This window comes from Xanthobacter sp. SG618 (assembly GCF_012932745.1).
Taxonomy (GTDB): domain Bacteria; phylum Pseudomonadota; class Alphaproteobacteria; order Rhizobiales; family Xanthobacteraceae; genus Xanthobacter; species Xanthobacter flavus.
This window is the reverse complement of sequence record NZ_JABBHL010000005.1, coordinates 357440-369034: the sequence shown is the minus strand read 5'-3', so window position 1 is coordinate 369034 and position 11595 is coordinate 357440. Positions and strand designations below refer to the sequence as shown.

Below are 11595 nucleotides of genomic sequence, written 5' to 3'. Positions count from 1 at the left end.
CGGAGGAAGCAAGGCACCCCATGGCGACATCCAGCACGGCACCGACGTCCTCCGTCGCGGGGCCGCCCGCATCCCCGAGCGGTCCGTACACCTTGGAAGCGCTCGGGCCGGCCGTGGACATCTCGGCCAACCTCAACGAAATCCTGTGCCTGATGGCCTGGTCCAACGGCAATGCGCGCAAGCTCGCCGGCGAGACCACCTCAGCCTCCTCCGCCGTGGCGCAGATCGCCGCCACCATCGAGACCATCGCCCAGCTCGGCGCCGATGCGGGGAAGGAGACCGGGGACGCCCTGCGGCTCGTCACCTCCGGCGCGGCCAAGACGCGCACCGCCGGGCAGGCCATGAGCGGCATCGCCGCGGCGTTCGGCGAGTTGGAGGCGCGGCTCGCCCACCTGAATTCCACCACCCAGTCCATCGGCGGCTTCGCCACCTCAATTGGCTCCATCTCGCGGCAGACCAAGCTGCTCGCGCTGAACGCAACCATCGAGGCGGCGCGGGCGGGCGAAGCGGGGCGCGGGTTCGCGGTGGTCGCGGCCGAGGTCAAGGCCCTGTCCGAGGAAGCCTCGCGCACCACCGACCTCATCCGCGACCAGCTCCAGGCCTTGTCCGTGGTGGTGAAGGACATGCTGGACGCCATGGGCGCCGGCGCCACCCGGGTCGAGGAGGGACGCGCCATCGTCGAATCGGTGATGACCGACATGGACGGCATCGAGACCCGCGTCAGCGCCTCCACCGACGGGGTGGGACGTATCGCCGTGATGCTGGGCGAGCGGCGCGCGGCCTTGCGCGACCTCGCCGACCGGCTCGGCGAGATCGCCCGGCTCGCCAACCAGAACGAGACCGATTCCGCCACCGCCGCCGGCCTGCTCGGCCGCGCCGATGCCATCGCCGGCGACCTCATCTCCCGCGCCTCGGCCGGGGCCGGCGCCACCGCCGCGATCCGCCGCCTCAAGTCCGATCACATGGCGTGGAAGCGGAGCCTCGCCGAATGCCTCGCCGGCGTGACCGCCGCCGATCTCCGCGGATTCCAGGCGCGCAACGCCCCGCTCGGGGGCGGCTTTGCCGGGATCGACGGGGCGGCGGTGGAAGATCCGGCGGTATTGTCCCTGCTGGCGGCGCTCGGCCGGCAGCTGGCGGCCTGCGGCGAGCGGATCGTCGCGGGCACGGCGAGCGGCGACATGGGCGGGGCCATCGACGCCTATATGGCCATGGATGCCCTCTCGGCCGACGCCCTGACGCAGATGGCGCGCCTCACGCCCCGCCGATCGAAGGGCGTATCCGCCGCGGCCTGAAGCGGCGGCTTGGGACTCTACCCGTCAGCGCCGGCGGCGCTGGCGGTGCTCTTCCAGCTTCACGCGCACGCCGTCGAGGGCGCGCAGCGTGCCTTCCAGCCGGCGGGCGATGGCGCGGCGGAACTTGGCGGTGACCTCGGGATAGCGTTCCAGAACCTTGGTGAACGCCTCGCGCGGCAGGCGGATAACCACCGTCTCCTCCCCCGCCACGGCAGTTGCGGGGCGTGGGGTGGGGATGATGAGGGCGGTCTCGCCGATGAGCGCGCCGGCCGTCACCTGCTTGAGCAGGCGCGGGGCGCCGGGAATCCGCTCGTCGAGCATCCGCAGCCGGCCGGAGACCACCACATAGGCCCCGTCCGACGTCTCGTTGGCGCGGAACAGCACGTCACCCTCGGCGAGCCGCATCTCCTCGGCGCTCTGGGCGAGCAGGCGCACGGCGCCGTCGCTGAGCAGATCGAAGGTGGCGACCCCCCGGAGCAGCGCGATGTCCCTGTCGATGCTCACGGACGACTTTTCCTCAAGTGGCTGTGCATGATGGTGAGGCCCGGCCGTCAGGGCACGAGCTTGTAGCCCCCGGCCTGGGTCGCAAGAAGGGTGGGATTGGAAGGATCGGGCTCGATCTTCTGGCGCAGGCGGTAGATGTGGGTTTCCAGAGTATGCGTGGTGACGCCGGAATTATAGCCCCACACTTCCTGCAGCAGCGTTTCCCGTGGCACCGGATTTTTCCCGGCCCGGTAGAGATAGCGCAGGATGGCCGTCTCCTTCTCGGTGAGACGGATCTTGGAGCCGCGATCGGTGAGGAGGAGCTTGGCGCCCGGCCGGAAGGAATAAGGACCGATGGCGAACACCGCATCCTCGCTCGCCTCGTGCGAGCGCATCTGCGCCCTGAGGCGCGCCAGCAGCACCGCGAAGCGGAACGGCTTCACGATATAGTCGTTGGCGCCGGCCTCCAGCCCCATGATGGTGTCGCTGTCGGTGTCGTGGCCGGTCAGCATCAGGATGGGCGCCTTGAAGCCGTTGCGGCGCATCTGGCGCACGGCGTCGCGCCCGTCCATGTCGGGCAGGCCCACATCCATGATGACGAGGTCGATCGCCCCGTTTTTCGCCTGCTCGACGGCGCCGCCGGCGGTGTCCGCGCCCACGGGCTCGAATTCGTCCTGGAGCGCGAGCTGCTCGATCAGCGCATCGCGCAGCTCCGGGTCGTCCTCGACCACCAGGATTTTCCACGCATTGGCCATCAATTCCTCCTGCGCCCTTGCGGGCGCGCGAATCGCGCAAGTAGAGCATGGACATGGCTCTGCGCAAATTTCCATCCGGGGACGGCTGTGGAGAGGTATCACACTAAGTCATGAAACCGCTTCATCCTGTGGGAATCTCGCGCATTGCCGTCAGCCGCCGTCCCGGCGCCCGCCATCTGGGGATTTTGCGGGCCGGCGGACTGTCGATCCCGGTGGCGCTGGGGCGCTCCGGCATCGCCGCCGACAAGCGCGAGGGTGACGGGCGCACCCCCGCCGGACGCTGGCGCATCCTCGCTCTCCTCTACCGGCCCGACCACGGCCCGCGACCGGTCTCCCGCCTGCCCGCCCGAACCATCCGCCCCGATGACGGTTGGTGCGACGACCGCGCGGACCGGCGCTACAACCGCCCCGTCACGCTGCCGATCGGCGGGCCGCGCAAGGTGTCGCACGAGAAGATGTGGCGCGACGATACGCTCTACGATCTGGTGCTGGTGATCGATCACAACCAGCGCCCCCGCATCGCCGGGCGCGGCTCGGCGGTGTTCGTCCATCTCGCCCGGCCGGGCTTCAAGCCGACGGAGGGCTGCGTGGCGCTCCGCCGGGCGGACATGAAGCGCCTGCTGGCGCGGCTGCGGCCGGGCGCGGTCATCGACATCGTATAAAGGTCTGGTTGCGAGGCGGATCGCGCACGGGCCTTTGCTCCGGGCCGTCATTTCACCGCCCCGGTCGCGGTGCTATAGAGCCGTTCCAATCAGCGGCGGGCGCTCCCGCGCCCGATCCAACGCACGGGACATCATGACCGCGCACACTGAGCCCGATGGGGCGCGCCACCCGCGGGTGGGCCTGTTCTGCACCTGCCTCGTGGACACCATCCGCCCCTCGGTGGGCTTCGCCGCGGCGAAGCTGCTGGAGGATGCCGGCTGCGAGGTGAACGTGCCGCCGCAGACCTGCTGCGGCCAGCCCGCCTTCAATTCCGGCGACCGCGCCACCACCCGGGCGCTGGCGGAAGAGATGATCACGGCGTTCGAGACCTTCGACTACGTGGTCGCCCCCTCCGGCTCCTGCGCGGGCATGATCAAGACCCATTATCCCGAGCTGTTCACCGGCGAGCCCGACTGGGCCGGCCGGGTGGAGCGCTTCTGCGCCAAGGTGTTCGAGCTGACCTCCTTCCTCGTGGACGTGCGCGGCGTGACCGGCGTGGCGGCAGCCTATGACGGCACCGTCACCTATCACGACAGCTGCTCGGGCCTGCGCGAGCTGGGGGTGAAGGCGCAGCCGCGCCGGCTCCTCGCCTCGGTGGAGGGGCTTGAGCTTGAGGAAATGAAGGATGCCGACACCTGCTGCGGCTTCGGCGGCACCTTCTGCGTGAAATATCCGGATGTCTCCAACGCCATCGTGGAGAAGAAGGCCGCCAACATCGCCGCCACCGGCGCGGACACTTTGCTCGCGGGCGATCTCGGTTGCCTCATGAACATGGCCGGCAAGCTCCAGCGCGAGGGCCGCGCAGTGCGCGCGCTGCATGTGGCCGAAGTGCTCGCCGGCATGGGCGATGAACCGGCCATCGGCGAACCCGCTGAAAAGGGGGCGAAGCGATGAGCGTCGAGATCACCACCCCCCGCTTCAAGGACAATGCGAAGAAGGCGCTGGCCGACCTGCCGCTGCAGGGCGCGCTCTCCAAGGTCGGCCCCGGCTTCATCGGCAAGCGCGCGGCGGCGGCCGAGAAGCTCCCCGAGTTCGACGCTTTGCGGGACTCGGCGCGCGACATCAAGAACCACACGCTGGCGCACCTCGACCTTTATCTCGAGCGCTTCGAGGCCAAGGCGAAGGCGGCCGGCGGCCATGTGCATTTCGCCGTGGATGCGGCGGACGCGCGGGCCATCGTCACGGACATCTGCAAGCGCCTGGGCGCACGCACCATGACCAAGGGCAAGAGCATGATCTCCGAGGAGATCGGCCTCAACGACCATCTCGCGGCGGCCGGCATCGAGCCGGTGGAGACGGATCTGGGCGAATATCTCATCCAGATCCGCGGCGAGGCGCCCTCCCACATCATCGCCCCGGCCATCCACCTCAACAAGGATCAGGTGGAAGCCGACTTCCGCCGCGTCCACGCCCATCTCCCCCCGGAGCGCGACCTCTCCGAGCCCACCTCGCTGCTGGCGGAGGCGCGCGGCGAGCTGCGGCAGAAGTTCCTCGCGGCGGACGTCGGCATCACCGGCGCCAACTTCCTGGTGGCGGAGACCGGCACCTCCATCATCGTCACCAATGAGGGCAACGGCGACCTCACCCAGACCCTGCCGAAGGCGCACATCGTGCTCGCCTCGCTGGAAAAGCTGGTGCCGACGCTGGAGGATGTGAGCCAGATCCTGCGCGTGCTGGCCCGCTCGGCCACCGGACAGGACATGAGCGTCTACACCACCTTCTCCACCGGACCCCGTCGCCCCGACGATCCCGACGGGCCAGGCGAGTATCACGTGGTGATCCTCGACAATGGCCGCTCCACCATGCTCGGCGGGCAGCTGCGCGAGGTGCTGCGCTGCATCCGCTGCGGCGCCTGCATGAACCATTGCCCGGTCTATCATGCGGTGGGCGGGCATGCTTACGGGTGGGTCTATCCCGGCCCTATCGGCTCGGTGCTCACCCCGGCGCTGATCGGCGTGGAGAAGGGGCGCAATCTGCCCAACGCCTCCACCTTCTGCGGCCGCTGCGAGGAGGTGTGCCCCATGCGCATCCCCCTGCCCAAGCTGATGCGGCACTGGCGGGAGAAGGAGTTCGAGCGCCACCTGACCCCGGCGACCCAGCGCTTCGGCCTCGGCGTGTGGGCCTTCTTCGCACGGCGCGGCTGGCTCTACCGGCCGGCGACGCGGCTCGCCATGGGCGCGCTTTCGCTGCTCGGACGGGCGAAAGGGCGCTTCGCCTCCCTGCCGCTGGCCGGCGGGTGGACGCAGCACCGCGATTTCCCGGCGCCGCAGGGCGGCACCTTCCAGGCCCAGTGGCGCGCCCGGCAGGCCGAGCGGCGCGCGGCGCCCCGACAGGAGGCAAGCCGATGAGCTCCCGCGACACCAGTTCCCGCGACACCGTCTTCGCCTCCATCCGCGCATCCCTGGGCGTGACCTCGCAGGAGGCGCCGCGCCGCCAGGCGGTGGCGGACCGCCTCGCCGGCCATCCGCGCGGTCTCGTGCCGGCACGCGGGCAATTGCCGGAGGCCGAGCGCCTTGCTCTGTTCCGCGACATGGTGATCGCCGCCGCCGCGACCATCGATCACCTGCCCTCCGCCGTCGAGGTGCCGGAAGCCGTCGCCGCCTATCTCAGGTCGCGCAACCTGCCCATGACCATCCTGCGCGGTGCCGACGAACGCCTCGCCACTCTGCCGTGGGAGCGCGCGCCGGCCCTTGATGTCTGGATCGGCCCCTCGGACGGGCGCCAGCTCGCCGGCCTCTCCCACGCCTTCGCGGGCGTGGCCGAATCCGGGACGGTGGTGATGCTCTCCGGGCCGGAGAATCCCTCCACCCTCAACCTGCTGCCGGACCACCATCTGGTGGTGGTGGACGCGGCGGATGTGGCGGGGGACTACGAGACGGTGTGGGACCGCATCCGCGCCCGCTATGGCGAGGGCGTGCTGCCGCGTACGGTGAACTGGATCACCGGCCCGTCCCGCTCGGCCGATATCGAGCAGACCCTGCTGCTCGGCGCCCACGGCCCGCGCAGCCTGCATGTGCTGCTGGTGGGCGGACCGACGCGCTGAGGGATCGGGCGGGCGTCAGCCGCGAAGGCGCGCCCGGCCGGACTATTCGGACAGGCGCGACGCCCAGATGCCCAGGGCCACGCCCAGCGGCACGGCCAGGAAGATCGCCAGCGCGACCGTCAGAAAGCCGCCGAACAGGCAGCCCATGACGGCGCCGGAGATGGCCGAACACACGGCCACCAACAGGATTCCGCCGGGTGGACGACCGGGCTGGGCCTGCGGGTCTTGCGGCAAGGGCCGGGCCGGCTCGACCCTTCCCCGCCGCTGGCCATCGTGACAAAAGACGGGCCATGACGGTGCCAGCGCATTGATCTGCGCGCCGCCGGCCGTTCCGATTGCGAGAGCTGGAAACACTTCGTCCTCACCTGACTGAAGGGAAGTGATTTACAACTATCACAACTTCAGCATGACAGTATACTGAGTTAATCGCAATACGCGAATTTTGTGTCGTGACGCGCGTGATGCAGGCGCGACACGGGGGGCGAAAAAACGTCAGCCCCGGCGACGCTCCTGTGTCGGATAAGCAATCCGGTATTGCCCGGCCGGCGTTTTGGCGGCAGTAGATCGTTTGATTTTCAGAAACGGTGAGACAATGAAAGTTGGCTTGCGCCTCGTTCGGGCCCTGTTCGCAGCGCTCGTCGTCCTCTGCGTCGCCCAGCCGGCGCTTGCCCAGCAGAACCGGGCCCATGTCTACCTTTTGCGGGGGCTGGCCAACGTCTTCTCGCTGGGCATGGACGATCTCGCCAAGAAGCTGAACGCCCGCGGCATCCCTGCGACGGTGCACGAGTACGGCCAATGGGCCTCCCTCGCCGATGCCGCCGCCGCCGAGAGCCGGGCCACCGGCAACTCCCCCATCATCATCGTCGGCCATTCCCTCGGGGCCGATGCGGCGGTGGAGATGGCCGAGCGCCTGACCGCTTTGGGCACCCCGCCCAAGCTGGTGGTGACGTTCGATCCGGTGGGCGTCACCCAGGTGGGCGCGTCGGCGGGCTATTTCATCAACTACTACCAGTCCAACAACGGCTACGGTAAGCGCCTGACGGCCGGCCCCGGCTTCCGCGGCAACATCGTCAACCGCAACCTCAATGCCATCGGCGGCATCGACCACTTCAACATCGAGAAGTCGCCGCGCCTCCATGACGAGGTGATCACCCAGGTGCGCTCCATCACCACGCCGAAGCCCAAGCCGAAGCCCAAGCCGGTGGACCCCTCCGCGACGCCCCCGGCGCCGAGCACCGCTCCCGGCACCCAGGCCGCGGCCAAGCCCGGCGCGCCGGGCTGAGGACCGGATTTCGGACGAGGAATTCAGCGGCGGGCTTCGGCCCGCCGTTTTCGTTTGGGGGGCACTGCACCTTTTTCGCCGGCATTGCCCGCCTTGTACGGGCGATCCGTGGAGGGCCCGGAACGGCGCCGAAGGGCGGCGCGTGCTCTCAGCCCCAGATCGCTCTTATGCCCGCCGCCACCGCCATGGCCACCACCACGGCGAGGAGATCGCTGCGGGTCAGGCGGCTGACCACGAGCGCGGCGGCGAGGCCACCCACCATGCCCATATCGCCCTTCACCGCGCCCTGAACGGCGCCGGGCACCAGCAGCGCCACCAGCACGGCGCCGGGCAGGCAGTCGAGCACCCGCCGCACGCGCGGCGTCACGGGAACGAGCCGCATCAGCCAGAAGCCGCCGGCGCGGTTGAAGGCGGTGGCCGCTGCCATCACGAGGATGGCGGTGAGGGTGCCGGGATCAACGGTCATCGTCGGTGAACCCGCCTGCAAACGCGCCCGCGACGGCGCCGATCACGATGAACCACCAGCCCGGCAGCACGAACGACACGGCGGTGGAGACCGCCGCCGCCACGCCCCAGCCCACCGCCTCGCGCTTGCCCTTCCAGTTGGGGAGCAGCATGGCGATGAAGAAGGCGGGCACCACGAGATCGATGCCCACCGCCTTCGGATCGGGAATGCCGCCGCCCACCAGATGCCCCACCGCGGTGGCCAGCACCCAGACGAACCATGTGATGAGGCCGGAGCCGACGAAATAGCCCACATCGTTGCCGCCCTCGGCGCGATAGCGCAGCGCGGCGGCCCAGTTGTTGTCGGCCATCATCATCAGCGCCGGATAGGACTTCCACGCCGGCAGCGTGCCGAGCCAGGGCCGCAGCGAGGCGCCCATCAGCACATGGCGCATGTTCACCGTGAGGGTGAGGAAGCCGAGCGCCAGCAGGGACCCGGCGGTCCAGTGCTGCGTCCAGCCCTCGAGCGCCACCATCTGGGCAAGGCCGGCGAACACGATGGCGCTGGAGACCGTCGCCTCCAGCAGGGTGAAGCTTTTCTGGATGGAGGCGGCGCCAAACGCCATGCCGAAGGCCGCGATGCCGGGCATCAGCGGCAGCATGGCGCGCGCCCCCTCGGCCATGCCGGCGAGGGTCAGGGGTGCGGGATGGGGCTTGGTCATCTGGAGCGGGGCAATCAACAGTCACGTCGCGGAAATACCGACGTTATGGACGCGCGCGCCGGAAAGGCCAACCCGATTTCCCCTTTTCGCGGCGGGAGGGGGGCCGCACGGGAAGCTGTCGCGCTTTCATCCAGCGTCATCCCCCCGTTTGGCCGGGTGTGTCCCCGCCTTGAGAGAGCGAGACGAGGACCGCGGTGGAAGCCCCGGACAAGCCAGGGCATGACACGTCTGAAAGCTCCCCTCAGCCCTGCGGCTCCGGCTCGAACAGGCGCGACAGGCCTTCGTCCCAGGGCGGGATGCCGCCGTGGCCCTGGCCGTAGAGGGCGGCGAGGTGGTCGATGAAGACGCGCACCTTCTGCGGCAGAAAGCGGCGGGAGGGATAGACCGCGAACAGGCCCACCCGGTGGGAGGCGCGCCAGCGCGGCAACACCACCTTCAGCGCGCCGGAGCGCAGTTCCGGCCCCACATCCCAGGTGGAACGCAGCGCGATGCCCACCGAGGCCAGCACCGCCTCGCGCACCACCTCGTTGGAATTGGTGCGCAACTGGGAATGCACGCGCAGCGTCACCGGCCCGTCCGGCCCCTCCAGCTTCCACGGGTCCTGCCCGTGGGTGGCGATGAGGATGTGCGAGGCGAGTTCGGAAATGTGCTTCGGCTCGCCCGCGCGGGCGAGATAGTCCGGCGTCGCGCACAGCACCCGGTGCACCGGGGCGAGGCGGCGGGCGACGAGGCTGGAATCATCGAGGTCGGCGATGCGCACGGCCACGTCGAAGCCCTCGCCCACGATGTCCACGAACGAATCCGACAGTTCGAGGTCGATGGTGAGGTCGGGGTTCGCCTCCATCAGCGGCAAGAGGTTCGGCGCGATGTGCAGCCGGCCGAAGGAGGTGGGCGCCGACACGCGCAGCAGGCCGCGCGCCTCGGTGGACTTGCGGGCGAGCTGGCTTTCCGCCTCCTCGATGGAGGCGAGGATGGTGACGACGCGCTCGTAGAAGCCCTGCCCAGCCTCGGTGAGCGCCACCTTGCGAGTGGTGCGCTGGAACAGGCGGGCGCCGAGCCGCTCCTCCAGCCGCTGCACGCGCTTCGACACCACCGGCGGGGACAGCCCCATCTCCCGCCCGGCGGCGGACAGGCTGCCGGCGGTGACGATGCGCGCGAAGATTTCAAGGTCGCCCAGATTGCCGATCATCGATCGACGCTCCTCCTGGCCGGGGAACATGCGCCGGCCGATTGTTTTGTCTTCTGTCGCCGACTTTATCCGTCAGGGAAAGAATGGGCGACGTTTTTTCCCGAATGAACCGATTATAGTTCCTCCAACAAGAATGGCTCAAAGGGACGCCGACATGACGGGAACCACTCCGGGCCTCAGGCTGCCGGAAGCGGATGCTCGGGTGCTCGCCCGACGGGAGGACATCATCGCCGCGCTCCGGGCCATCGTGCCCGGCGAGGGCGTCATTTCCCACGAACGGGAGATGCGGCCTTACGAATCCGACGGCCTCACCGCCTATCGCCAACTGCCCCTCGTGGTGGTGCTGCCGAGCACCACGGAGCAGGTGGCCGCCGTCCTTAAATATTGCCATGACAACGAGATCCGTGTGGTGCCGCGCGGCTCGGGAACCTCGCTCTCGGGCGGTGCGCTGCCGCTTCAGGACGCGGTGCTGCTCGGCATGGGCAAGTTCAACCGCGTGCTGGACATCGACACCGCCAACCGCGCCGCCGTGGTGCAGCCGGGGGTCACCAACCTCGGCATCTCCAAGGCGGTGGACCATCTCGGCTTCTATTACGCGCCCGACCCCTCCTCGCAGATCGCCTGCTCCATCGGCGGCAATGTGGGCGAGAATTCCGGCGGCGTGCACTGTCTGAAATACGGCCTCACCACCAACAACGTGCTGGGCGTGGAGATGGTGCTCATCACCGGCGAGGTGGTGCGCCTGGGCGGCAAGCATCTCGATGCCGGCGGGCTCGATCTCCTCTCCGTCATCATCGGGTCCGAGGGGCTCCTCGGGGTGGTGACGGAAGTCACCGTGCGCCTCCTCAAGAAGCCGGACACCGCCCGCGCGGTGCTGGTGGGCTTTCCCACCTCCGAGGATGCGGGCGAGTGCGTGGCGCGGATCATCGGCGGCGGCATCATCCCCGCCGCCATCGAGATGATGGACCGCGACGCCATCGCCGCCGCCGAGGCCTTCGTGAATGTGGGCTATCCGCTGGATGTGGAAGCCCTGCTCATCGTCGAGCTGGACGGGCCGGAGGCCGAATGCGCCCACCTTCTGGAGGAGGTGACGCGCATCGCCGAGGGCTGCAATTCCGTGACGCTGCGCGTCTCCACCAGCGAGCAGGAACGGCTCGGCTTCTGGGCCGGCCGCAAGGCCGCCTTCCCGGCGGTGGGGCGCCTCTCGCCGGATTATCTCTGCATGGACGGCACCATCCCGCGCCGCCAATTGCCCTATGTGCTCTCGCGCATGCGCGAACTCTCCGAGCAGTACGGCCTGCGCGTCGCCAACGTGTTCCATGCGGGCGACGGCAACCTCCACCCGCTCATCCTCTATGATGCGAACGCGCCGGGCGAACTCGACGCGGCGGAGAATTTCGGCGCCGACATCCTCCGCCTGTGCGTGGAGGTGGGCGGCGTGCTCACCGGCGAGCACGGCGTGGGCGTGGAGAAGCGCGACCTCATGCCCACCATGTTCAACGAGGTCGATCTCGCCCAGCAGCTGCGCCTGAAATGCGCCTTCGACGACAAGAGCCTGCTGAACCCCGGAAAGGTGTTCCCCACCCTGCACCGCTGCGCCGAAATGGGCCGCATGCACGTGTCGGGCGGCGCGCTGCCGTTCCCGGATCTGCCGCGCTTCTAGAGTCTTCGCTTTATCGCGTT

13 protein-coding genes are annotated in these 11595 nt (G+C 69.2%); 7 read left to right on the top strand and 6 right to left on the bottom strand.

Features of this window, described 5'->3' with window-relative positions; all coding sequences use genetic code 11:
- Positions 1-20 precede the first annotated feature (20 nt).
- Complete coding sequence (locus FHT36_RS16220; protein ID WP_169123510.1) at positions 21-1292, top strand: methyl-accepting chemotaxis protein; 1272 nt, start codon at positions 21-23, stop codon at positions 1290-1292.
- A 24-nt stretch (positions 1293-1316) separates the two neighbouring features.
- Here the strand turns inward: FHT36_RS16220 and FHT36_RS16215 are convergent, their stop codons facing one another.
- Entirely contained in the window at positions 1317-1796 is a 480-nt protein-coding gene (locus tag FHT36_RS16215; RefSeq protein WP_024281374.1) for a Crp/Fnr family transcriptional regulator, read from the bottom strand.
- A 47-nt stretch (positions 1797-1843) separates the two neighbouring features.
- Positions 1844-2530, bottom strand: a complete 687-nt coding sequence (locus FHT36_RS16210; protein ID WP_169123509.1) for a response regulator transcription factor — start codon at positions 2528-2530, stop codon at positions 1844-1846.
- Between the two features lie 110 nt (positions 2531-2640).
- On the opposite strand from FHT36_RS16210, the gene FHT36_RS16205 reads away from it, so the two are divergent.
- The 4 genes from FHT36_RS16205 to FHT36_RS16190 all read left to right on the top strand — a co-directional run bounded on the left by FHT36_RS16205 (position 2641) and on the right by FHT36_RS16190 (position 6275).
- The gene (locus FHT36_RS16205; protein WP_169123508.1) at positions 2641-3192 is read left to right on the top strand and encodes a L,D-transpeptidase; all 552 of its coding nucleotides are present in this window, start codon (positions 2641-2643) and stop codon (positions 3190-3192) included.
- 133 nt (positions 3193-3325) lie between these two features.
- On the top strand, positions 3326-4126 hold the full coding sequence (locus FHT36_RS16200) for a (Fe-S)-binding protein (protein WP_169123507.1): 801 nt from the start codon (positions 3326-3328) through the stop codon (positions 4124-4126).
- A complete protein-coding gene (locus tag FHT36_RS16195) occupies positions 4123-5580 on the top strand; it encodes a lactate utilization protein B (RefSeq protein ID WP_169123506.1) in 1458 nt (485 codons plus the stop codon). Before FHT36_RS16200 ends, FHT36_RS16195 begins: the two co-directional genes overlap by 4 nt.
- The gene (locus tag FHT36_RS16190) at positions 5577-6275 is read left to right on the top strand and encodes a lactate utilization protein (protein WP_169123505.1); all 699 of its coding nucleotides are present in this window, start codon (positions 5577-5579) and stop codon (positions 6273-6275) included. Before FHT36_RS16195 ends, FHT36_RS16190 begins: the two co-directional genes overlap by 4 nt.
- A 42-nt stretch (positions 6276-6317) precedes the next feature.
- On the opposite strand, the gene FHT36_RS16185 is transcribed toward FHT36_RS16190, so the two are convergent.
- A complete protein-coding gene (locus FHT36_RS16185; RefSeq protein ID WP_169123504.1) occupies positions 6318-6455 on the bottom strand; it encodes a hypothetical protein in 138 nt (45 codons plus the stop codon).
- Positions 6456-6879: 424 nt separating this feature from the next.
- Here FHT36_RS16185 and FHT36_RS16180 point away from each other — a divergent pair, with 424 nt between their 5' ends.
- Positions 6880-7557 (top strand): thioesterase domain-containing protein, encoded by a 678-nt coding sequence (locus FHT36_RS16180; protein WP_169123503.1) that lies wholly within the window; start codon positions 6880-6882, stop codon positions 7555-7557.
- A 148-nt stretch (positions 7558-7705) separates the two neighbouring features.
- Here FHT36_RS16180 and FHT36_RS16175 read toward each other — a convergent pair whose 3' ends face one another.
- The 3 genes from FHT36_RS16175 to FHT36_RS16165 form a co-directional block, all read right to left on the bottom strand.
- Entirely contained in the window at positions 7706-8023 is a 318-nt protein-coding gene (locus FHT36_RS16175) for an AzlD family protein (RefSeq protein WP_169123502.1), read from the bottom strand.
- Positions 8013-8741, bottom strand: a complete 729-nt coding sequence (locus FHT36_RS16170; RefSeq protein ID WP_246702262.1) for an AzlC family ABC transporter permease — start codon at positions 8739-8741, stop codon at positions 8013-8015. Before FHT36_RS16170 ends, FHT36_RS16175 begins: the two co-directional genes overlap by 11 nt.
- Before the next feature lie 223 nt (positions 8742-8964).
- On the bottom strand, positions 8965-9912 hold the full coding sequence (locus FHT36_RS16165; protein ID WP_029877748.1) for a LysR family transcriptional regulator: 948 nt from the start codon (positions 9910-9912) through the stop codon (positions 8965-8967).
- Between the two features lie 154 nt (positions 9913-10066).
- On the opposite strand from FHT36_RS16165, the gene FHT36_RS16160 reads away from it, so the two are divergent.
- The gene (locus FHT36_RS16160; protein ID WP_169123501.1) at positions 10067-11575 is read left to right on the top strand and encodes an FAD-linked oxidase C-terminal domain-containing protein; all 1509 of its coding nucleotides are present in this window, start codon (positions 10067-10069) and stop codon (positions 11573-11575) included.
- Positions 11576-11595 lie beyond the last annotated feature (20 nt).

Bases quoted from the DNA above. Each gene is read 5' to 3' on its own strand.
- FHT36_RS16190 (WP_169123505.1), top strand. From the start codon at position 5,577: ATGAGCTCCCGCGACACCAGTTCCCGCGACACCGTCTTCGCCTCCATC.
- FHT36_RS16205 (WP_169123508.1), top strand. From the start codon at position 2,641: ATGAAACCGCTTCATCCTGTGGGAATCTCGCGCATTGCCGTCAGCCGC.
- FHT36_RS16165 (WP_029877748.1), bottom strand. From the start codon at position 9,912: ATGATCGGCAATCTGGGCGACCTTGAAATCTTCGCGCGCATCGTCACC.
- FHT36_RS16160 (WP_169123501.1), top strand. From the start codon at position 10,067: ATGACGGGAACCACTCCGGGCCTCAGGCTGCCGGAAGCGGATGCTCGG.
- FHT36_RS16195 (WP_169123506.1), top strand. From the start codon at position 4,123: ATGAGCGTCGAGATCACCACCCCCCGCTTCAAGGACAATGCGAAGAAG.
- FHT36_RS16210 (WP_169123509.1), bottom strand. From the start codon at position 2,530: ATGGCCAATGCGTGGAAAATCCTGGTGGTCGAGGACGACCCGGAGCTG.
- FHT36_RS16175 (WP_169123502.1), bottom strand. From the start codon at position 8,023: ATGACCGTTGATCCCGGCACCCTCACCGCCATCCTCGTGATGGCAGCG.
- FHT36_RS16200 (WP_169123507.1), top strand. From the start codon at position 3,326: ATGACCGCGCACACTGAGCCCGATGGGGCGCGCCACCCGCGGGTGGGC.
- FHT36_RS16220 (WP_169123510.1), top strand. From the start codon at position 21: ATGGCGACATCCAGCACGGCACCGACGTCCTCCGTCGCGGGGCCGCCC.